The sequence below is a fragment of the Allobosea sp. P5_A5 genome, assembly GCF_056400625.1.
Map to the genome: position 1 here is coordinate 313,977 of NZ_JBFUKY010000001.1, position 20,633 is coordinate 334,609.

Sequence of the window (20,633 nt, forward strand, 5' to 3'; positions counted from 1 at the left end):
CCTATGTCGGTCAATCTCCAGATGACAAGCCCGTCCGGATCCTTCGATGCGCTATTCAGTCTTCTCGTTGCTCGCCCAGGCCTTGCAAGGGCACAAGGGTTGGACGCCGGCCTGGCGCGATCCCGCTCCGAAGGCGGAGTACGACGTCATCATTATCGGCGGCGGCGGGCATGGTCTTGCCACGGCGCATTACCTCGCCAGCCGGCACAACATCACGAATGTCGCGGTGCTGGAGAAGGGCTATCTCGGCTCCGGCAATGTCGGGCGCAATACCACGATCATCCGGTCGAACTACCTCCTGCCCGGAAACACGCCCTTCTACGAACTCTCCATGAAGCTCTGGGAGGGGCTCGAGCAGGACCTGAACTACAACGCCATGGTCAGCCAGCGCGGGGTGATCAATCTCTACCACTCCGATGCGCAGCGGGATGCCTTCGCCCGGCGCGGCAACGCGATGCGGCTCGCGGGGGTCGATGCCGAACTGCTCGGCCGCGAGCAGGTCAGGACGATGCTGCCCTATCTCGATCATGACAATGCCCGCTTCCCGATCCAGGGCGGACTGCTGCAGCGCCGCGGCGGTTCCGCCCGTCACGATGCCGTCGCGTGGGGCTATGCACGCGCCGCCGACAGCCGCGGCGTCGACATGATCCAGAATTGCGAGGTGACCGGCATCACCATGTCCGGCGGGCGCGCCATCGGCGTCGAGACCTCGCGCGGCCCGATCCGCGCCAAGAAGATCGCGATGGCGGTGGCCGGCAATTCGTCGCGGGTGGCGGCGATGGCGGGCCTGCGGCTCCCCATCGAAAGCCATGTGCTCCAGGCCTTCGTGTCGGAGGGGCTCAAGCCCCTGATCGACACTGTCGTCACCTTCGGCGCCGGGCATTTCTACATCAGCCAGTCTGACAAGGGCGGGCTCGTCTTCGGCGGCGACATCGACGGCTACAACTCCTACGCCCAGCGCGGAAACCTGCCCGTGATCGAGGACGTGATGGAATCGGCCATGGCGCTCTGGCCGGGGCTCGGCCGGGTGCGGATGCTGCGCCATTGGGGCGGCGTCATGGACATGTCGATGGACGGCTCCCCGATCATCGATGTCACGTCGATCGACGGGCTCTATCTCAACTCCGGCTGGTGCTATGGCGGCTTCAAGGCGACGCCGGCGTCGGGCTACTGCTTCGCCCATCTGATCGCGACGGGAGAGCCGCATCCGGTCGCGACCGCCTATCGGCTGGATCGCTTCGCCACGGGGCGCTTGCTCGACGAAAAGGGCGCCGGCGCCCAGCCCAATCTGCACTGACCGCGCGCTGCCGAGGACAATCCCATGCGCATTGACTGCCCCTATTGCGGCGCGCGCGACGCCCAGGAATTCAGCTATCTCGGCGCAGCCGACCCGCAGCGTCCGGGCGGCATGGCCGCGACCGAGGCCGCGATGACCGAATACGTCTATCTCCGCGAAAACCCGGCCGGTGTGAATCGCGAACTCTGGTATCACGGCGCCGGCTGCCATGCCTGGCTTGTCGTGACCCGCGACACCCGCACCCATGCGATCGCGGCGGTCGAGCCGGCAAAAGCCCGCAGGGCCGGAGCAGCGGCATGAGCGGGCAGCCCTTTCGCCTCGCTTCCGGCGGCTTGATCGATCGCGGCCGGGCGCTGACCTTCCGCTTCGACGGCAAGCCGTACCAGGGCCATGCCGGCGACACCCTGGCCTCGGCCCTGCTGGCGAACGGCGTCCGGCTGGTCGGACGCTCCTTCAAGTATCATCGGCCGCGCGGCATTCTGTCGGCCGGGCCGGAGGAGCCGAACGCCCTCGTCGAGCTGCGCTCGGGCGCACGCCGCGAACCCAATACGCGCACCACGGTGGTCGAGCTCTTCGACGGGCTCGATGCCGCGAGCCAGAACCGCTGGCCCTCGCTCGCCTTCGACCTGCTCTCGATCAACGGGTTGTTCTCGCCGGCACTCGTCGCCGGCTTCTACTACAAGACCTTCATGTGGCCGGCGGCCTTCTGGGAGAAGCTTTACGAGCCGATCATCCGCCGCGCCGCGGGCCTTGGCCGGGCCGCGGGCATGGAAGATCCCGATCATTACGAGAAGGCTTTCGCCTTCTGCGATCTGCTGGTGATCGGCGGCGGTCCTGCGGGGCTCGCCGCGGCGCTGGCGGCTGGCCGTAGCGGTGCCCGCGTGATCCTCTGCGACGAAGACTTTCGCTTGGGTGGGCGGCTGCTCGCCGAGAAGCGCGAGATCTCCGGCAAGCCGGCCAGCGAATGGCTGGCCGCGGCGCTGGCCGAGCTTGAAAGCCTTCCCGAGGTGCGGATCATGCCCCGCACCACCGTCTTCGGACTTTACGACCATGGCATCTATGGCGCGGTCGAGCGTGTCGGCGATCACCTGCCGGAGCCGGCAGCCCATCAGCCGCGTCAGCGCGGGTGGCGCATCTATGCCAAGCGCGCGATCCTGGCTGCAGGCGCGCTGGAACGGCCGATCGTCTTTCCCGGCAACGATACGCCCGGAATCATGCTGGCCGGGGCGGCGCGCGCCTATGTCAATCGCTACGGCGTTCTGCCCGGGCGCGAGACGGTGCTGTTCACCGCCGGCGACGATGGTTGGGCGACGGCACGCGATATCGCCGCCGCAGGCGGCAAGGTTGCAGCCATCGTCGATGCGCGCTCCGACGCCAATCCAGCGCGCAAAGCGCAGGCCGACAAGCTCGGCGCCCGGCTGTTCGCAGGCGGCGTGATCGAGAATGCGCGCGGGGGCCGCCAACTCAAGGGCGTCACCGTCCGCGATGCCGCCGGTGGTACGACGGCAATCGATTGCGACCTGCTGGCGGTTTCCAACGGCTGGAATCCGACACTCCATCTGACCTCGCATCAGAACGGCAAGCCGGCCTGGGACGATGGCTTGCAATGCTTCGTGCCGGGTACCTTGCCGGCGGGGCTCTCGGTTGCCGGCAGCGCGGCCGGGCATTTTACGCTCGCGCAGGCGCTGGACGATGGCGCGCGGCTCGGCCGGGAGGCAGCCACTGATGCGGGGCTGACGCCTGCTGGCGCAGAACAAGTGCCTGCGACCGATCCCGAGACGACCGCTCTGCAGCCGGTCTGGCGCGTGAAAGGAGCGAAGGGCAAGGCCTTCGTCGATTATCAGAACGACGTGACCGACAAGGATGTCGAGCTTGCGGCCCGCGAGGGCTTCCGGCCTGTCGAGCATCTCAAGCGCTATACCACGCTCGGCATGGCGACCGACCAGGGCAAGACGTCGAATCTCGGCGGCCTCGCCATCATGGCCGAGCAGACCGGCAAGACGATCCCACAGTCGGGCACGACCACTTTCCGGCCGCCCTATACGCCTGTGGCGATCGGCGCGCTCGCCGGCCATCACCGCGGCAAGGATTTCAAGCCTGCTCGTCTGGCGCCGACCCATGGCTGGTCGCGCGAGCAAGGCGCCGTCTTCATCGAGGCCGGGCAGTGGCTGAGGGCCCAGTACTATCCGAAGTCGGGCGAGAATGACTGGCTGACCACCGTCAATCGCGAGGTCCTGGCCGTTCGCTCCAGCGTCGGCATCTGCGATGTCTCGACGCTGGGCAAGATCGATATCCAGGGCGCAGACGCGTCAGAGTTCCTCGAACGCGTCTATACCAACGGCTGGAAGGCCCTGCCGGTCGGCAAGGCACGCTATGGCCTGATGCTGCGCGAGGACGGCTTCGTCATGGACGACGGCACGACCTCCCGCCTTGGCGAGCAGCATTTCCTGATGACCACCACCACCGCCAATGCCGGCAAGGTGATGCAGCATCTGGAATTCTGCCATCAGGTGCTCTGGCCGGACCTCGACGCGCGGATGGTTTCGGTTTCCGAGCAATGGGCCCAGGTTTCCGTCGCCGGCCCGAAGGCCCGCGAGACGTTGCGTGGCGTGGTCGATCCATCGCACGACCTCTCGAATGAAGCCTTCCCGTATCTGGCGGCGCGAGCCGTGACCGTCGGCGGTGGCATCCCGGCGCGGCTGTTCCGGATTTCCTTCTCGGGCGAGCTTGCCTATGAGCTGGCCGTTCCCGCCGACTATGGCGACGCGATGGTGCGCGCGCTGATGCGGGCGGGCGAGCGCTTCGGCATCACGCCCTACGGCACCGAGGCGCTGGGCGTGATGCGCATCGAAAAGGGCCATGTCGCCGGCAACGAACTCAACGGCCAGACCACGGCCCGCGATCTCGGCCTCGGCAAGATGATGTCGACGAAAAAGGACTTCATCGGCCGCCTGATGGCCGGCCGGCAAGCTTTCGCCGACAAGGAGCGGCCGTCCTTTGTCGGGTTCAAGCCTGTCGATACGACGCAGCGCCTGCGCGCCGGTGCGCATTTCATCGGCATCGGCAAGGCGACCGTCATGGAACATGACGAGGGCTACATGACGTCGGTGGCCTATTCCCCGCACCTCGATCACTGGATGGGCCTTGGCCTGATCCGCGGCGGCGCCGGCCGCATCGGTGATCGCGTGCGCGCCTATGACCCCGTCCGCAACGGCGACATCGTTGTCGAAATCTGCTCCCCCGTCTTCGTCGATCCCGAAGGGAGCCATCTCCATGGCTGAGACCGTGACCTCGTGGGAGCGCCGTAGCGCCTGGGCCGGCATCGCGCAGCCCGGCTCCTTCGGAGCGAAGGGCGAGGCCGGCGTCGTCGTCACCGTCCTGGAAGGCTCTGGTCTGGCGAGCGTGATCGCGGCGCCGGATGGCGCGGCGGCATTGTCGCGGACCTTCGAAGCGAAACTTGCCCTCGCTCTCCCGACGCTGCCACGGATCGTCCGGGGCCCGGCTCACGACATCATCTGGGCTGGCCCGGACCAGTGGCTGCTGCGGGCCGCTTCGCGCGCTGGCTTTGCCGAACTTCTCGACGAGCTTTCCGCACAGGCCGCCGTGAGTGACCAGAGCGATGCGCGCGCAATGCTCAGGCTCGCGGGGCCGCGGGTTTACCACGTCCTGGCAAAGGGCGTGATGCTCGATCTGCACCCCGCGGCCTTTGCGGTGAGTGACGCGGCGGTGACCAATATCGCCTATGTCGGCATCCATCTCTGGCGGCTCGAAGACACGCCCGAAGGACCGGCTTTCGAGGTCACGGTCCCGCGCAGCATGGCGGGGAGCTTCTGGTCCTGGTTCGTCGCCTCGGCGAGCGAATTCGGCTGCCGCGTGGCATCGGGCCAAGGTTGACGGCAGCTGTGGGCCGCCGACCCGCCCTGCCACCAGTTCTCCTTTCAGGGACCTGCTCCGGCGGCAAAGGTGGAGCTGAGCTCTTATCGATGGCCTGCCAGCGCCATGCGATCGACGATCATCTGGCCGATATAGAGGTCCTGGATCGCGATCCCGGAGCTGTCGAAGACCGTGATCTCGTCAGCGTTCGAACGCCCGGGAATGCGCCCCTCGAGAGCCGCGCCCAGTTGGCCGAGCACGAGTTCGCCGGCCTCGACTTGCACCCTCACATGCTGGAAATCGCCGATGGTGACGGATTGCGACGGCAGATCGCAGAACAGTCTCGCCTTCGAAAAAAGGGCCGGGGGCAGTTCCTGCTTGCCGGGAGCGTCCGAACCCATGCTCGCGACATGTGTTCCGGGCCGGACCCAACCCGCCTCGAACAAGGGCGCGCGCGATGGCGTGGCGGTGACGATGATGTCGGCTGCGCGGCAGGCTTCTTCGGCGCTCGCCAGAACCGCCTCCAGACCCTCGCTGCGGCTCTGCTGAAGCATGGCGTCAGCCTGGGAAGGATTGCGAGCCACGACGAGCACCCGCTTGATCGGGCGGATCCGCCTGAGCGCGGAAACCTCGTGGCGCGCCTGATTGCCCGCTCCGAAGACCGCCAGGGTCTGTGAATCGGGTCTCGCCAGGAGGTCGGCCGCGACAGCGTCCGCCGCCGCCGTCCGATAGGCGTTGACCCTGCCGGCCTCGACCACCGCCCGGAGGCGACCGACCTCCTGATCGAGCAGGATGATCGCGGAGTTGTGGCGCGGCAGACCTCTTTCAGGATTGCGATTCCAGAACGAGCCGACTTTGAGCCCGGTGATGTCGGCTGTGGATCCAGACTTGACCGAGAATGTGTTCACGGGGTCGCAAGCGCGCCCGAGGACGGCCGCGAATACCCGGCTCTCCTGCGACGCTGCGGCGATCAACGCCGCGCGGATGGCCGAAAAAGCCAGCTCATGCGTGATCAGGGCGGCCGATTCTTCTTCGCTGACGAAAATCATGGTGGCTCGTGGCTCGCTCTGCGGCAGATAGGGGAAACGCGCCTATGGCGCGGCACGCCGGTATCGATCTCATTGGGAAGCGACGCTGCGCAGCGGACTTAACGCGCGGTTCCACTCTCGGCGCATTCTCGGAGATTCGGCCACCGGACGTATGATCGCGGCGGGTTCGTGTTCTCGATGCGTGGCATCACGTCATCCGTGGATCGAGCGCGTCCCTGAGTCCGTCACCGACGAAGTTGAAGGAGGTGACGGCGAGCGTGATGGCGGCGCCGGGCACGATGGCGAGCCAGGGCGCGCTGGTGAGATAGCTCTGCGCGCTGTCGAGCATGTTGCCCCAGCTCGGCGTCGGCGGCTGGATACCGTAGCCGAGGAAGGAGATGTAGCTTTCGGCCAGGATGGCGTGGGCGACGTTGAGCGTGGCCGCGACGACGATCGGCGCGACGGCGTTCGGCAGCAGCTCGTGGAACATGATGCGTTTGTTGGACGCGCCGAAGGAGACGGCAGCCTGGGCGAACTCGCGGGTTTTAAGCGAGCGAATCTGTGCCTCCACGACGCGCGCCACCTCCATCCAGGAGGTCATCGCGATCAGCATGACGATCGAGGGGATCGAAGGCTGGATCAGGGCCGAGATCGCCAGCAGCAGGAAGATCGAGGGGAAGCACAGCATCGCGTCGACGAAACGCATCAGCGTCGCCCCCACCACGCCCTCATAGAAGCCGGCGATCAGCCCGATGACGACGCCGATCGCCATCGAGATGAGCATCGCCGAGAAGCCGACGGCGAGCGAAATCCGCCCCGCCATCAGCAGGCGCGCGAGGATGTCCCGCCCGAGCGGGTCGGTGCCGAAGAGATGCGGACCCGAGAACGGCGGCGCGAAGCGCTGGCGGATGTCGATATAGGTGTCGGTGAACGGCAGCAGCCATGGCCCGATCACGCAAGCCAAGGTGAGCAGCACGATGGTCGCGGCGCCGAAGACGGCGAGCTTGTGCCGGCGGAAGCGCTTGAAGCCGGGGCGGTGCCAGAGACCAGCCGGCGGCAGGCCAATCGCCTCGATCGGGTTGAGATCGGTTGCGCTCATTAGTGGCTCCCCGATATCCGCGGGTCGGCGACCCCGTAGAGCATGTCGGCGATCAGCGAGCCCATCAGGACGAGCACGGCGGTGAACATCAGGATGCCCATGACGACGGGGTAGTCCCGGTAGCCGATCGAATCGAGGAACAGGCGGCCCATGCCGGGCCAGGTGAAGACCGTCTCGGTGACGAGCGCGCCGGAGAGCAATGTCGGCACATGCAGGCCGGTGATCGTGATCATCGGGAGCAGCGCGTTGCGGAAGGCGTGGCGGATCAGGATCGCTCGTTCCGACAGGCCCTTGGCCCGGGCGGTCCGAACGTAGTCCTGAGTGATGACCTCGAGCATCGAGGAGCGCATGTAGCGGCTCCACACCGCCGTGGAGACCAGCGCCAGCACCATGACCGGGCCGATCAGATGATGGATCTGGTTGAGGAGGGAGCCATCGCCGATGGTCATGCGGTTGCCCGAAGGCAACCATCCCAACCCGACGGAGAACACATAGATCACCACGAGGCCGAACCAGAAGGTCGGGATCGAGAGCGCGATCATCGTGCCGATCGTGGCCAGCGCGTCGAAGATCGAATAGCGCTTGATCGCGCCGAGAACGCCGACCCAGGCGCCGATCAGCATGGCGAGCAGGGTCGAGGTCAGCATCAGCTCCAGCGTCGCGCCGATATGCGAGCCGATGATGGCCAGCACCGGTTGCCCGTCGCGGTAGGAGCGGCCCCAATCGCCGCCCAGCATTCGCCAGAGCCATTCGCCGTACTGGATCGGCAGAGCGCGGTTCAACCCCAGCTGCTCCGCCAGCCGGTCGAGATCCTGCTGGGACATGTCGCCGCCGGCCGCGAATTGCGACAGCGGCCCGCCGGGAGCCAGATGCAGGATGCTGAAGCCGATCATCGACACGATGAATAGCAACAGCAGGGCCTGTCCGAGACGGCGCATCAGAAAGGCGCTCACGATCTGGTTCCCCCGGCGGTTGTCATCGCTGGCTCAGCGCGCCCAGTACCAGGAACCCATGTTCCAGGTGTTGTGCCGGGCATTGATATTGGGCTCGTAACCGACCAGCCCTTCCTTATACCCTTCGCAGACCACGTACTGGAACAGCGGCAGGATCGGCAGCTCCTCGCGAGCGATCTCCTGGAGTTTCCAGTAGATCTCCTTGCGCCTGGCCTGGTCGAAGGTGGTCTGGCCCTCCTTCAGCAGCTTGTCGACCTCGGCGTTCTGCCACTGCATCTGGTTGGCGCCGTTGCCGGTCTTGGCCGGGATCGAATCGGAGGCGAAGCGTGCCGCCGGATCGGGATCGATGACCGTGCGGAATGCCGTCCCGACGATCAGCGACTCGAACTTGGAGCGGGTGTAGAATTCGCCGAAGAGCACCGCGCTCGGCATGTTGGTGATCTTCGCATTCGCGCCGATCTGCTGCCAGTCCTGCTGCATCAGCTGCTGGCACTGCTCGCGCAACGCGGCACCGGTCGTCGTCGAAAGCGCGAATTCGAGCGGCACACCGTCCTTGACGCGCGGGCCGCTGCCGCTGCGCTTCCAGCCGGCATCGTCGAGGATCTTGTTGGCCTTGGCGAGATTGTATTCCTGCTTCGGCAGGTTGGGGTCGTAAGCCCAGGACTCCTGCGGAGAGAAGGACTCCGTCGGCTTGTGCAGGCCGTAATAGATCGCATCGATGATGGCCTGCTTGTTGATCGCGGCATAAAGCGCCTGACGAACGGCCTTGTCCTTCAGCACAGGGTGCTCGAGGTTCGGCATCATGACTTCGATCGAGGCGTTCGGAACGAGCTGGACCTTGCGGCCCTGCAGCTTGGTCGACTCCTGATAGTAGTTTTCCGGGAATCCGCCGATGGTGATGTCGATCTGACCGGTGCGGAACTGGGCGTAAAGCGCGGTCTTGTCCGGAATATACTTCAGGACCGCCCGCTCCATATACGGACCCTTGCCGTGGAACTTGTCGTTTGCCACGAGCTGGATGTTGTCGCCCGGCGTCCGCTTGTCCCATTTGAAGGGGCCGGTTCCCACCGGAGCGTTGTTGAAGGGAGCGGTATTGGGGTCCGCGGCCTTCTCGAGAATATGCTTGGGCACGATGTAGGTGTTCGACAGCAGGGCGAGATAAGGCGCATAGGCCCGCTCCATCCGCCAGGAGATCTCGGTCTTGCCCGTGACCTTGATATCCTTAACGAGCGCGTGGCCGATGCGGGTGCGCGCCTTGAAACTGGGCGTATTGATCAACTCGAGGGTGTATTTCACATCCTCGGCGGTGAATGGCGTGCCGTCATGCCAGGTCACGCCATCGCGCAGCTTGACCTTCCAGACCAGCCCGCCTTCGGAAATGCCGCCATTGGCCTCGGTCGGGATCTCGACGGCAAGATCGGGGATGAGGTTACCCTTGGGATCAGCCACCCACATCGTGTTGAAGATCTGCATCCAGACCGACTCGTCAACCTCGATGCCCGGCATCAGCGGGTTGAATGCCGTCGGCTCCTGATAGAGACCGACGACGACCTGGCCGGTCGGCTTGGACGGCGGTGGCGGTACGGGCTTCGCACTGGTCTGCGCCTGGCTGCTGAAGCCGGACGCGACGGCGATCGCGCCGGCACCGAGGCCCAGGACATGGCGCCGCGAAAGCTCCGGGATCGCACCACGGGATCCGATAACGCGCTGATCATTCATGATAGGCCTCCTGCTGCGGCACATCGGCCGATGACTGATCGGAGCACCTGTGGTGCTTCTCGGTTCCCCTCGGCCGCGAAAATTCATCAAAATGAGAAAGCGCCTGCCGAAAGCGAAAAATTTCACTATGTTGATTTTGTGTCAAGTGCTTTGATCGCCTGCCATTGTGGCTGCTTCAGCGGCAAATGCGCATTTTAGCATCAATGATACCTGCGGTGACGACGAACATGATAAAACCCAGCAGACGTGCGTTGATTTTAATATATTGAATATCTATAACGTCGGAATGGACGCGATCATGAAATTCGCCATCGCGCGAGACATCGATCCGCCGCCGAAGGCGGCCGGAGGCGGGACGGCTCTGATTGGCGCAAGGCTGCGAGCGTTGAGAGGCGAGCGCAATCTGACGATCCTGGAACTCGCAGCCAAGGCTGGCGTCTCGGCTGGAATGATCAGCCAGATCGAGCGCGGCAATTCCAACCCGTCGATCAAGACGTTGACGCGCTTGGGCACAGCTCTGAACGTCAATCTCTGGCAGTTTCTCGATGAGCCGAAGCCGCGCGTCCCAAGCGAACCCGCGCCCTTCGTTCGGCGACGAGATCAACGTCCGCAGCTGGTGCTGGGCAGCACGGGTCTTGTGAAGGAATTGCTGTCTCCGCAATTCGCGGAGAACCTGCGCTTCATGTTCGTGTCCCTGAAGCCCGGTGCCTTTACGGAAGAGGTGTTGGTCGCGCCGGGTCAGAAGGCCGGCTACGTCGTGTCGGGCAGCGTCGAGCTCAGGGTCGGCGACCACACCGTCGTCCTGCAAGAAGGCGACAGCTTTCAGTTCAACAGTGATGTCGATCATCGCCTGTCGAACAACTCAGGCGAAGGCGCCAAGGTCATGTGGATCATGAGTGCGCTCGATACACGCCTCTAGAAGCCGTGATCCTGATGTTCCAGTCGTAGATCCCCCAAAAGAATAGCGACCTCGCGCCGGCATCTCCGCCGAACGCTCATGGAAGGATGAAAGGGTTCGAATATGCCGGTTCCAGTTGACGCCGTCCAGAACAGCCCGGATTTCCCGAAAGAGGTCGATGTCGCCATCATCGGCGCCGGGATCATCGGCGTCTGCACTGCATACGAGCTGGCAAAAAAGGGCCATTCGGTCGCCCTGCTCGAAAAGGGCGTCGTCGCCGGCGAGCAGTCCTGCCGCAACTGGGGCTGGGTCCGCCAGCAGAACCGGGACCTTCACGAGCTTTCGCTGGCCACGCTGAGTGTCCGGCGCTGGGACGAAATCGGCCAGGAAATCCAGCGCGACCTCGGCTTCCGCCAGGAAGGCAGCCTGTCCTGCACGGACGACGCCGCCACCGTGGCGAAATGGGAAAAATGGATCAAATCGGCTGCCGAACAGGGCTATCACAGCGAGATGCTGACCGCGCAGCAGGCCAAGGAGCGTACGCCGGGTTCGACCACCCGCTGGATCGCAGGCGCCTGGTCGCCCACGGGCAGCCGTGCCGAGCCCAGCATGGCGGCGCCCGCGATTGCGGAAGGTGCCAAGGCGCTCGGCGTCTCCCTTCACCAGAACTGTGCCGTGCGTGGGCTCGAAATCTCCAATGGCGCGGTCAAGGGTGTCTGGACCGAGCGCGGCCTGATCCGTGCTTCGAGCGTCGTCGCCTCGGGCGGCGCCTGGACCTCACGCTTTCTGCGCCGGTACGGCATAGACCTGCCGGTCGCGAACATCGGCTCGACGGCGATGCGCACCAAGCCGATCGCGCAAATCCTGCCGGAGGGGACCTTCGGAGCGCCCGGTTTTGCAATGAGGCGGCGGATCGATGGCGGCTATACCCTCTCGGTTCCGGGCTATGGCAGGCTGGATCTGGCTCCGCAAAGCCTGCGCTACGCGACCCGCTTTTATCAGATGTATCGCGCCAAGATCGCCAAGAAGATCAGCTATCGCATCAACAGTTCATTCTGGAACGGGCCGGAGGCCGCGGGCTCCTGGAGCAATGACGGAATCTCGCCCTTCGAGAAAATCCGTATCCTCGATCCCGCTCCGGACCGGCGGTTGGTTGAGCTCGCCCTCGCCAACATGAAGAAGGAGTTCCCTGCCCTGCGGGATGCCGAGATCGGTGGAGCCTGGGGAGCTTATATCGACACTTCGCCCGACCTCGTGCCGGTGATCTCCACCGTCGACCAGCTCTCCGGCCTTGTCGTTTCGTCGGGCTTCAGCGGGCATGGCTTCGGCATCGGCACCGGCGCGGGCCTGCTGACGAGCCAGCTCGTCACCGGCGACACGCCTTGCGTCGACACCGCAGCCTACCGCCTGAACCGCTTCAGCGACGGCTCGGCGATCCGCCGCCCGGAGATGATGTAGCGCCTGCCGCCAGGTTCGGAGCGCGGATGGCGCGGCGCTCCACCGCCCCGCCATTGATGCTCCCTGGCGCCTATCCCGGTCGCAACCGGCTGCCATGTCCCATGCCAACCTCCGCCTCCAATCCTGCTGAAAGGCCTGCCTATGTCCCTCCTCATCAAGATCGAACCGAACCCGACCTTCGAGCCCAAGCTGTCGAAATGCCCGCCGGAGAAGCTGCTGGAAGGTGACCCGTCCTTCAAGAGCTGGCCGCATGATTCCTCGCGCAACGACACGATCAGCTCGGGCGTCTGGGAAGCGACGCCGGGTATGAATCGCTCGATCAAGGGCGAGACGCTGGAGTTCTGCCACATCGTCTCCGGCGTGATCGAACTCACCGAAGAGGGCAAGGAGCCGCGCATCTTCAAGGCCGGCGACAGCTTCGTCATGAAGCCCGGCTATGTCGGCACCTGGCGCACGATCGAGACCGTCCGCAAGATCTATGTCGTCGTCAGCCCCTGATCCGAAAGCGGTCCCGAGGTTTACAGCTCACGGGATCGAACATCCGACGGTCGGAAGCGGACCGGCAAAGCGGCCGTGATCGAGCCGGGTCGGACGGCCGGAGCAGCCGCTTCCGGTCCTCGCCCGACCAGACCGCGCCCGAACGATATACCACGACGCGGTTCCGCGGCCGCGTTTCGTGCCGGAGATCGGCGGCAATCCGGCGCTCCTGATCGACCGGACCTGGCTATGATGCGTCCGGGAACGACCACGCCGTTTCACCAATCGAGGACTGCGCCATGAGCGTCATCAAGCCGAAATACGTCACCTTCGACTGCCATGGCACGCTGATCTATTTCGCGATGGATAAGGCGGCCCGCTCGCTCTACGGCGACAAGCTGGACGAGCCGGCGATGAAGACCTTCATCACCGACTTCTCGGCCTATCGGCTCGACGAGGTGCTCGGCGCCTGGAAGCCTTATGCGGATGTCGTGCACAATGCGCTCGAGCGCACCTGCAAGCGCAACGGCGTCGCCTTCCGCCCCGAGGATGCGGCCTGGRTCGCCGAGCAGGTTCCGACCTGGGGYCCGCACCCGGACGTGCCCGAAGGCCTYGCCAAGGTCGCCARGGAAATCCCGCTGGTCATCCTCTCCAACGCGATGAACGACCAGATYCCGCACAACGTCGCCMGGCTCGGCGCGCCGTTCCACGCCGTCTACACGGCCGAGCAGGCCCAGTCCTACAAGCCGCGCATGCAGGGCTTCGAATACATGTTCGACATGCTCGGCTGCGGGCCGGAGGACGTCTGCCACGTCTCCTCCTCGTTCCGCTACGACCTGATGACGGCCTACGATCTCGGCATCAAGAACAAGGTCTGGGTCAATCGCGGCCACGAGCCCCCGAACCCCTACTACGAATACACCGAGATCAAGGGCATCGATCAACTGCCCGGCGTCTTCGGCCTCTGAGGCGAAGACGATGCAGTTCAAGTCCTATTGGCACGACACAGTGGCGCCCTTCACCGGCGCCACCTCGGGGCCGGTCGAAGGGGCCTATGACGTGGCCGTCATCGGCGGCGGCTTCACGGGGCTTGCGGCTGCGCGCCAGCTCGCCATGGCCGGTGCGAAGGTCGTGGTGCTGGAAGCACAGCATGTCGGCTTTGGCGCATCCGGGCGCAATGGCGGCCATCTCAACAACGGGCTCGCCCACAGCTTCATCGCCGCCAAGCAATCGCTTGGCAGCGAGCGCGCCGTTGCGCTCTACAAGGCCTTCGACGACTCGGTCGACACGATCGAGCGCATCGTCGCGGAGGAGGGCATCGACTGCGCCTTCCGTCGCGCCGGCAAGCTCAAGCTCGCCTCCAAGCCCGAGCATCTCGCCGGCATCGCCCGCAATTTCGAGGTTCTGCATCGCGAGGTCGATCCCGATACGGCGATGCTGACGCGAGCCGATCTAAAAACCGAGATCGGCTCAGACCGCTTCCACGGTGCGATGCTCTCCAAGAAAAGCGCGATGATGCATATGGGCCGCTACGTGGTGGGCCTTGCCAATGCGGCGTCCCGCCACGGTGCCGTGATCCATGAGAACGCGCCGGTCACCAGCCGTCGTCAGGAGGGCGGGCGGCATGTCCTCGACACACCGCGCGGCAGCGTTTCAGCCAAGGACGTGTTGGTCGCAACGGGCGCCTATACCGCTGGCCCCTTCGCCTGGTTCCGCCGGCGGATCATCGCGGTCGGCAGCTTCCTGATCGCGACGCGGCCGCTGACGGAGGCCGAGATCGCCGCGACGATGCCGGGCAACCGCACCGCCGTGACCTCCATGAATATCGGAAACTATTTCCGCCTGTCGCCGGACAACCGGCTGATCTTCGGCGGGCGGGCCCGGTTCTCGGCCAGTTCCGACCAGAGCTCAGACGCCAAGAGCGGCGCGATCCTGCGTGAGAGCCTATCGCGGATCTTCCCGCAGCTCGCGACCGTCGAGATCGACTATTGCTGGGGCGGGATGGTCGATATGACCAAGGACCGCTATCCCCGCGCCGGCTACGAGGACGGCGTCTGGTATGCGATGGGGTATTCAGGCCACGGGGCGCAGATGTCGACCCAGCTCGGCATGATCATGGCCGACGCCATCCTCGGCCGTCCTGATCGCAATCCGCTGAAGGGCCTGAACTGGCCGGCGGTGCCGGGCCATTTCGGCAAGCCCTGGTTCCTGCCGTTGGTGGGGGCGTACTACAAGATGCTCGACCGTTTTCAGTGACGCGGATCGCGCCAGCCTGACGGAAGAAAAAAGGGCGCCGGGACTTTCCGGCGCCCTTTTCGTTTCAGAGCCCGCCGATGTGGAAGGCCTTGACCTCGAGATATTCCTCGATGCCGAGCTGCGAGCCCTCGCGGCCGAGGCCGGACTGCTTGACGCCGCCGAAGGGGGCGACCTCCATCGAGATCGCGCCGGTGTTCAGGCCCACCATGCCGAACTCCAGCGCCTCGCCGACGCGCCAGGAGCGGCGGATGTCCTGCGTGAAGAAATAGGCCGCCAGACCAAAGGGGGTACCGTTGGCGATGGTCAGCGCCTCCTCCTCGCTGCGGAAGCGGAAGAGCGGCGCGACGGGGCCAAAGGTCTCCTCGCTCGCCAGCAGCATCTCGGTGGTTGCGCCGCCCAGCACGGTCGGCGTGGCGTATTGCTTGCCGTTGGGCATGGCGGAGGCACTGGCCAGGCGCTTGGCGCCTTTCGACATGGCATCTTCGATGTGCCGCTCGATCTTCTCCAGCGCGGCCGCATTGATCATCGGCCCGATGTCGACACCGACATCTGTACCCGGACCGACCTTCATGGCCGTGACCTTAGCCGAGAGCCTCTCGGCGAAGCGGTCATAGATGCCGTCCTGCACCAGGATGCGGTTGGCGCAGACGCAGGTCTGGCCGCCATTGCGGAACTTCGATGCGAGGATGCCGTCGATCGCGAGGTCGAGATCGGCGTCGTCGAAGACGATGAAGGGCGCATTGCCGCCGAGCTCGAGGCTAAGCCGCTTGATGCTGTCGGAGGCCTGCTTCATCAGCAGCGCGCCGACGCGGGTCGAGCCGGTGAAGGATATCTTGCGGACGTCGAGATTGCCCGTGAGCTCGGCGCCGATCTCGGTCGGCAGGCCGGTGACGATGTTGATGACGCCCGCCGGAATGCCGGCCCGCTCGGCGAGCACGCCGAGCGCGATCGCCGAATAGGGCGTCAGCTCGGAGGGCTTGATCACCACGGTGCAGCCGGCGGCCAGCGCCGGCGCGACCTTGCGGGTGATCATCGCGTTCGGGAAGTTCCAGGGCGTGACGATGCCGCAGACGCCGACGGGCTGTTTCATCACGAGGATGCGACGATCGGCCGTCGGCGCGGGAATCGTCGAGCCGTAGATGCGGCGGGCCTCTTCCGCGAACCATTTCACGAAGGAGGCGCCGTAGCGGATTTCGCCGCGAGACTCAGCCAGGGGCTTGCCCTGCTCGCGGGTGAGGATCAGCGCCAGATCCTCGATATGCTCGATCATCAGGCCGTACCAGGCTTCCAGCAGCGCGGCGCGCTCGGCCGGAGTCTTGGCGCGCCAGCTCACGAAAGCCGCTGTGGCGGCGTCGATCGCGGCCTTGGTCTCGGCCGTGCCGGCATCCGGCACCGTGCCGATGATGCCTTGCGTTGCCGGATCGATCACGTCGAGAGTACGGCCCGAGGCGGCGGCGTTCCATTGCCCGCCGATGAGGCAGGCTTCCCTGACGAGGCCGGGATCGCGAAGGCCTTCGATGCTCATGTCTGCTCTCCTGTCAGCCCAGCGCCGCGAGAATGGCGCTCGTGATCTCGTTCGTCTTGTGTTGGCCCGGCGTCGTCCCGATGCCTCGGCCTGTCGCGACTTCGATGGCATCCATTACCGCTTTGGCGGCAGCCGTCTCGCCAAGATGCTCCAGCATCATTGCACCCGACCAGATCGCCGCGATCGGGTTGGCAATGCCGAGATGGGCGATGTCGGGCGCCGAGCCATGCACCGGCTCGAACATCGAAGGCGCATTGCGCTCCGGATTGATGTTGGCAGAGGCGGCATAGCCCAGCCCGCCTTGGATGGCTGCGCCGAGATCGGTAAGAATATCGCCGAAGAGGTTCGACGCCACGACGACGTCGAGGCTTTCGGGCGCCATCACCATCCGCGCGGCCATGGCGTCGATATGGTAGTTCGCGACCTCGACATCGGGATAGTCGGCCGCGACCAGGGCCGTAATTTCGTCCCAGAACACCATCGAATATTTCTGTGCGTTCGACTTCGTCACCGAGGCGAGCTTGCCGCGGCGCTTGCGCGCCTGCTCGAAGCCGAAGCGCAGGATGCGCTCGACGCCCTTGCGGGTGAAGATCGCGGTTTCGACCGCGACCTCGTCGACGGTGCCGTTATGGACCCGCCCGCCGGCGCCGGAATACTCGCCCTCGGTGTTCTCGCGAATGCAGAGGATGTCGAACGCGCTGGCGCGCAGCGGCCCCTCGACACCGGGCAGCAGCCGATGCGGGCGGATGTTGGCGTATTGCACGAAGGCCTTGCGGATCGGCAGCAGCAGCCCGTGCAGCGAGACCGAATCCGGCACGCGCTTTGGCCAGCCGACGGCGCCGAGCAGGATCGCATCGAAGCCGCGCAGCGTCTCGATGCCATCCGCCGGCATCATCGCGCCGGTCTTCTCATAGAAGTCGCACGACCAGGGGAAGCTCGTGCCTTCGAGCGAAAAGCCGGTGCCGGCCGCAGCCTTGTTCAACACGTCCCAGGTCGCGTCGATCACGGCCGTGCCGATGCCGTCGCCGGGGATCAGGGCGATCTTGTAGGATTTCACGGGGCTGTCTCCTTCGATCCTCGCGCGTCCGGTCGGACGCGATCACGACGATCGATCTTGTGGTTTAGACGGCGATCAGAATGCTCTTGGATTTCCGGTTGGCGAGATAGGCCTCGCGGCCGAGATCCTTGCCGAGGCCGGACTGCTTGTAGCCGCCGGTCGGCAGGATATGGTCGCGCGAGCGGCCGTATCGATTGACCCAGACCGTGCCGGCTTGCAACCGGTTGCTGAGGCGCAAGCCCCGCGACAGGTCGCGCGTATAGAGCCCGGCGCAGAGGCCATAGGTCGGGTGATCGGCCAACGCCATCGCCTCGTCCTCCTCCCGGAAGGTCTGCACCGTCAGCACCGGCCCGAAGATTTCCTCGGTGATTGCAGGCGAATCGGCCCGGAGACCATCCAGCAAGGTCGGAGCGTAGAAATAACCGTCGCGGTCTAGCGGCTTGCCGCCCGTGCGGCATTGGGCGCCGCCGGCGTTTGCGGCGTCGACAATGCTCGCCATCCGGCCGAGCTGGCGCTCCGAAATGATCGGCGAATAGGCGCTGGCCTCGTCCCAGGTCGGGCCGGGTTTGATCTCGCCCATCTGCTTCAGGATCAGCGCGACGACCTCTTCGGCGACGCTCTCCTCGACCACGAGGCGGGAGCCCGCGACGCAGGCCTGGCCGCCATTGGCCAGAATGCCGCGCGCGACGGCGCCGGCGGCGAGCCCGATATCGGCATCGGCAAAGATCACTTGCGGGCTCTTGCCGCCGAGCTCCAGCGTCATCGGCTTGATGCCGGTGCGGGCGATGTTCTCCATGATCGCGGCGCCAGCGCCGGTCGAGCCGGTGAAGCTCACCTTGGCGATGCCGGGGTGGCCGGTTATGGCGCTGCCTGTCGTGCGGCCATCGCCGAGCACGATGTTGATGAGCCCTGCCGGCACGCCGGCCCGCACGGAAAGTTCCGCCAGATAGACCGTCGCGAAGGGGGTCATCTCGGAGGGCTTGAGCACCACGGCATTGCCGGCCGCGAGCGCAGGGCCGAGCTTCCAGGCGGCCATCGAGATCGGGAAATTCCAGGGTGTGATCGCGCCCACGACGCCGTAGGGCTCGGTCGCGATCATGCCGACGCTGTCGCTGCCGGTCGGCACGAGATGGCCGCCTTCCTTGTCGGCGAACTCAGCGAAGAATCGGATTTGCTCGGCGGTGATCGGGATATCGAACTTCAGCAGCTCCGCGATCGGGCGGGTCGATGCAATGGCTTCCATCCTGGCCAGCGTGACGGCTTCCGCCTCGATCAGATCGGCCCATCGGTGCAGGGCGTTGACCCGCTCGCGGGGGCGTACGGTGCCCCAGCCACTCGTTTTCAGCGCCTGCCTGGCGGATTCAACCGCGCGATCGACCAGATCGGCGTCGCCGATGGGGCAATCCGCGAATGAAACGCCGTCAGAGGGACGATGCAAGGCAAGGCCGCCAGTGGCGGCAACGCGCTCGCCACCGATGAAGTGAGCTTTCGGCAGGTCGACGGTGGAAGGATCGAAGCTCAGCGACACGGGAGCGGTCTCCGGAAGGGTTGCGCGGCCCAGAGTCTACGGCTCTGCCGCCCGCAGGTGGCACGGGGCAGGCCGTCAGGGCCGGTGCGAAATCCCGTTCGCTCCGGCCCTGACGGCGTATTGTTCGGCGAGGGCCTCAGCCGACGACGACGTAGATCTTCCGGATGGTCTCGATCGTCTTCCAGACGCCGACATAGCCGGGCTTCATCACGAAGCTGTCGCCGGCCTTGACGATGCGCGGGGCCTGGCCCTTTTCCGTGAGCTCGGCCACGCCTTCGATGATGTAGCAGAACTCGAAGGTCTCGCCCTTGATCGAGTGGGTTTCGCCGGGCGTGGCTTCCCAGACGCCGGTCTTCACGGTGTCGTCGCGGGACGCATCCTGCGCCCAGGTCTTGAAGGACGGGTCGCCGGCGATCAGGCGCTCGGGGCCGGGCTTGGCGTGCTTGGGCTCACTGGTGGGAGCAAGGTCGAGCTTGATGAGAAGCGACATGGGTCTGGCCTTTCCGAGGTGACAGGGGGGGAGGATCAGTAACCGCGGCTGCGGTCGATGAGGCCGATCGGAGGCTTGCCGGCCTGATGCCGGCGAAGGTTCTCGATCACCGCTTTGGCGGCGGGCTCGGCCTCGACCTTGCTGGCGATATGCGGCGTCAGCAGGATCTTGGGGTGGCTCCAGAACGGATGATCGGCCGGCAGCGGCTCGGGCTCCGTGACGTCGAGCACGGCGCCGGAGAGGTGGCCGCTGTCGAGTGCATCGAGCAAAGCCTGATGGTCGAGATGCTGGCCGCGCCCGACATGCACGAGGCCGGCGCCCTGGGGCAGCTTGGCGAACAGCTTGGCATCGAGGATGCCCACGGTTTCCGGCGTCAGCGGCAGCAGGCAAATCAGGATGTCGGTCTCGCCCAGCATCGCGGACAGACCATCCTCGCCATGGAAACAGCGCACGCCGTCGAGTGCTCGCTCCGAGCGGCTCCAGCCCGAGATCGGGAAGCCGAACGGCTTGAGCCGCTCGATCACCGCGGTGCCCATCATGCCGAGCCCAAGAACGCTCACGCGCCGCTCGGCCGCCGGCGTCAAGCCATGGCCTTGCCAAAGCGCCTGCCGCTGCTGGGCGAAATACTGCGGGAAATCCCGATGCAAGGCGAGAACGCCAAAGGTGACGTATTCCTGCATCATCCTGGTGATGCCGTCCTCGACCATGCGCACGACCAGGACGTGCTCGGGCAGGCCGTCCGTCTTCATCTGGTCGATGCCGGCGCCGATCGAAAACAGGATTTCGAGATTGGTGAAGCGGGCGAGATCGTCCGGGGCCGTCCAGGTGATCAGGTAGCGGATATCGGCGGGATCGTAAGCTTCATGGCTGCGGAGAAAGCAGACCTCGGGCAGCGCTTCGGCGAAGCGCGCGGCAAAGATCCGGGCGCGGTCTTCGGTGGAATTGAACAGGAAGGTCAAGGGTTGCTCCGCTATC

General features: G+C 65.4%; 18 protein-coding genes. 9 read left to right on the forward strand and 9 right to left on the reverse strand.

Annotated elements, in window-relative coordinates; all coding sequences use genetic code 11:
- Window positions 1-46: 46 nt before the first annotated feature.
- From AC1DR6_RS01535 to AC1DR6_RS01550, 4 genes are read left to right on the forward strand one after another with little or no spacing between them, the layout of a single operon-like run.
- Window positions 47-1,297 (forward strand): sarcosine oxidase subunit beta family protein, encoded by a 1,251-nt coding sequence (locus AC1DR6_RS01535; protein ID WP_476827413.1) that lies wholly within the window; start codon window positions 47-49, stop codon window positions 1,295-1,297.
- Window positions 1,298-1,321: 24 nt separating this feature from the next.
- On the forward strand, window positions 1,322-1,597 hold the full coding sequence (locus AC1DR6_RS01540) for a sarcosine oxidase subunit delta (RefSeq protein ID WP_476827414.1): 276 nt from the start codon (window positions 1,322-1,324) through the stop codon (window positions 1,595-1,597).
- Complete coding sequence (locus AC1DR6_RS01545) at window positions 1,594-4,578, forward strand: sarcosine oxidase subunit alpha family protein (RefSeq protein WP_476827415.1); 2,985 nt, start codon at window positions 1,594-1,596, stop codon at window positions 4,576-4,578. The genes AC1DR6_RS01540 and AC1DR6_RS01545 overlap by 4 nt, the downstream gene beginning before the upstream one ends.
- Window positions 4,571-5,191, forward strand: a complete 621-nt coding sequence (locus tag AC1DR6_RS01550) for a sarcosine oxidase subunit gamma (RefSeq protein WP_476827416.1) — start codon at window positions 4,571-4,573, stop codon at window positions 5,189-5,191. The genes AC1DR6_RS01545 and AC1DR6_RS01550 overlap by 8 nt, the downstream gene beginning before the upstream one ends.
- An 83-nt stretch (window positions 5,192-5,274) precedes the next feature.
- Here the strand turns inward: AC1DR6_RS01550 and AC1DR6_RS01555 are convergent, their stop codons facing one another.
- The 4 genes from AC1DR6_RS01555 to AC1DR6_RS01570 form a co-directional block, all read right to left on the reverse strand.
- Complete coding sequence (locus AC1DR6_RS01555) at window positions 5,275-6,219, reverse strand: ornithine cyclodeaminase family protein (protein ID WP_476827417.1); 945 nt, start codon at window positions 6,217-6,219, stop codon at window positions 5,275-5,277.
- Between the two features lie 187 nt (window positions 6,220-6,406).
- On the reverse strand, window positions 6,407-7,297 hold the full coding sequence (locus tag AC1DR6_RS01560; RefSeq protein ID WP_476827418.1) for an ABC transporter permease: 891 nt from the start codon (window positions 7,295-7,297) through the stop codon (window positions 6,407-6,409).
- Window positions 7,297-8,250: an ABC transporter permease gene (locus AC1DR6_RS01565; RefSeq protein WP_476827419.1), complete on the reverse strand. Its 954-nt coding sequence runs from the start codon at window positions 8,248-8,250 to the stop codon at window positions 7,297-7,299. The genes AC1DR6_RS01560 and AC1DR6_RS01565 overlap by 1 nt, the downstream gene beginning before the upstream one ends.
- A 33-nt stretch (window positions 8,251-8,283) precedes the next feature.
- A complete protein-coding gene (locus AC1DR6_RS01570; protein WP_476827420.1) occupies window positions 8,284-9,969 on the reverse strand; it encodes a peptide ABC transporter substrate-binding protein in 1,686 nt (561 codons plus the stop codon).
- Between the two features lie 166 nt (window positions 9,970-10,135).
- On the opposite strand from AC1DR6_RS01570, the gene AC1DR6_RS01575 reads away from it, so the two are divergent.
- The 5 genes from AC1DR6_RS01575 (at window position 10,136) to AC1DR6_RS01595 (ending at window position 15,058) form a co-directional block, all read left to right on the forward strand.
- On the forward strand, window positions 10,136-10,888 hold the full coding sequence (locus AC1DR6_RS01575; protein ID WP_476827421.1) for a helix-turn-helix domain-containing protein: 753 nt from the start codon (window positions 10,136-10,138) through the stop codon (window positions 10,886-10,888).
- Between the two features lie 102 nt (window positions 10,889-10,990).
- Window positions 10,991-12,325, forward strand: coding sequence for an NAD(P)/FAD-dependent oxidoreductase (locus AC1DR6_RS01580; protein WP_476827422.1), 1,335 nt, complete (start codon window positions 10,991-10,993; stop codon window positions 12,323-12,325).
- A gap of 141 nt (window positions 12,326-12,466) precedes the next feature.
- Window positions 12,467-12,823, forward strand: coding sequence for a cupin domain-containing protein (locus tag AC1DR6_RS01585; RefSeq protein WP_476827423.1), 357 nt, complete (start codon window positions 12,467-12,469; stop codon window positions 12,821-12,823).
- A 278-nt stretch (window positions 12,824-13,101) separates the two neighbouring features.
- A complete protein-coding gene (locus tag AC1DR6_RS01590; protein WP_476827424.1) occupies window positions 13,102-13,770 on the forward strand; it encodes a haloacid dehalogenase type II in 669 nt (222 codons plus the stop codon).
- A gap of 10 nt (window positions 13,771-13,780) precedes the next feature.
- A complete protein-coding gene (locus AC1DR6_RS01595) occupies window positions 13,781-15,058 on the forward strand; it encodes an NAD(P)/FAD-dependent oxidoreductase (protein WP_476827425.1) in 1,278 nt (425 codons plus the stop codon).
- Window positions 15,059-15,122: 64 nt separating this feature from the next.
- Here the strand turns inward: AC1DR6_RS01595 and AC1DR6_RS01600 are convergent, their stop codons facing one another.
- The 5 genes from AC1DR6_RS01600 to AC1DR6_RS01620 form a co-directional block, all read right to left on the reverse strand.
- A complete protein-coding gene (locus AC1DR6_RS01600) occupies window positions 15,123-16,577 on the reverse strand; it encodes an NAD-dependent succinate-semialdehyde dehydrogenase (protein ID WP_476827787.1) in 1,455 nt (484 codons plus the stop codon).
- Window positions 16,578-16,596: 19 nt separating this feature from the next.
- On the reverse strand, window positions 16,597-17,640 hold the full coding sequence (locus AC1DR6_RS01605) for a tartrate dehydrogenase (RefSeq protein ID WP_476827426.1): 1,044 nt from the start codon (window positions 17,638-17,640) through the stop codon (window positions 16,597-16,599).
- A 64-nt stretch (window positions 17,641-17,704) separates the two neighbouring features.
- The gene (locus AC1DR6_RS01610; protein WP_476827427.1) at window positions 17,705-19,168 is read right to left on the reverse strand and encodes an aldehyde dehydrogenase family protein; all 1,464 of its coding nucleotides are present in this window, start codon (window positions 19,166-19,168) and stop codon (window positions 17,705-17,707) included.
- Between the two features lie 136 nt (window positions 19,169-19,304).
- Window positions 19,305-19,658, reverse strand: a complete 354-nt coding sequence (locus AC1DR6_RS01615; RefSeq protein WP_476827428.1) for a cupin domain-containing protein — start codon at window positions 19,656-19,658, stop codon at window positions 19,305-19,307.
- Window positions 19,659-19,693: 35 nt separating this feature from the next.
- Complete coding sequence (locus AC1DR6_RS01620) at window positions 19,694-20,617, reverse strand: 2-hydroxyacid dehydrogenase (RefSeq protein WP_476827429.1); 924 nt, start codon at window positions 20,615-20,617, stop codon at window positions 19,694-19,696.
- Window positions 20,618-20,633: the final 16 nt, after the last annotated feature.

What these genes read in the sequence shown, in the direction of transcription:
- AC1DR6_RS01550 (WP_476827416.1), top strand. Translation starts at nt 4,571, where the DNA reads ATGGCTGAGACCGTGACCTCGTGGGAGCGCCGTAGCGCCTGGGCCGGC.
- AC1DR6_RS01540 (WP_476827414.1), top strand. Translation starts at nt 1,322, where the DNA reads ATGCGCATTGACTGCCCCTATTGCGGCGCGCGCGACGCCCAGGAATTC.
- AC1DR6_RS01585 (WP_476827423.1), top strand. Translation starts at nt 12,467, where the DNA reads ATGTCCCTCCTCATCAAGATCGAACCGAACCCGACCTTCGAGCCCAAG.
- AC1DR6_RS01560 (WP_476827418.1), bottom strand. Translation starts at nt 7,297, where the DNA reads ATGAGCGCAACCGATCTCAACCCGATCGAGGCGATTGGCCTGCCGCCG.
- AC1DR6_RS01595 (WP_476827425.1), top strand. Translation starts at nt 13,781, where the DNA reads ATGCAGTTCAAGTCCTATTGGCACGACACAGTGGCGCCCTTCACCGGC.
- AC1DR6_RS01535 (WP_476827413.1), top strand. Translation starts at nt 47, where the DNA reads ATGCGCTATTCAGTCTTCTCGTTGCTCGCCCAGGCCTTGCAAGGGCAC.
- AC1DR6_RS01580 (WP_476827422.1), top strand. Translation starts at nt 10,991, where the DNA reads ATGCCGGTTCCAGTTGACGCCGTCCAGAACAGCCCGGATTTCCCGAAA.
- AC1DR6_RS01555 (WP_476827417.1), bottom strand. Translation starts at nt 6,219, where the DNA reads ATGATTTTCGTCAGCGAAGAAGAATCGGCCGCCCTGATCACGCATGAG.
- AC1DR6_RS01570 (WP_476827420.1), bottom strand. Translation starts at nt 9,969, where the DNA reads ATGAATGATCAGCGCGTTATCGGATCCCGTGGTGCGATCCCGGAGCTT.
- AC1DR6_RS01615 (WP_476827428.1), bottom strand. Translation starts at nt 19,658, where the DNA reads ATGTCGCTTCTCATCAAGCTCGACCTTGCTCCCACCAGTGAGCCCAAG.
- AC1DR6_RS01545 (WP_476827415.1), top strand. Translation starts at nt 1,594, where the DNA reads ATGAGCGGGCAGCCCTTTCGCCTCGCTTCCGGCGGCTTGATCGATCGC.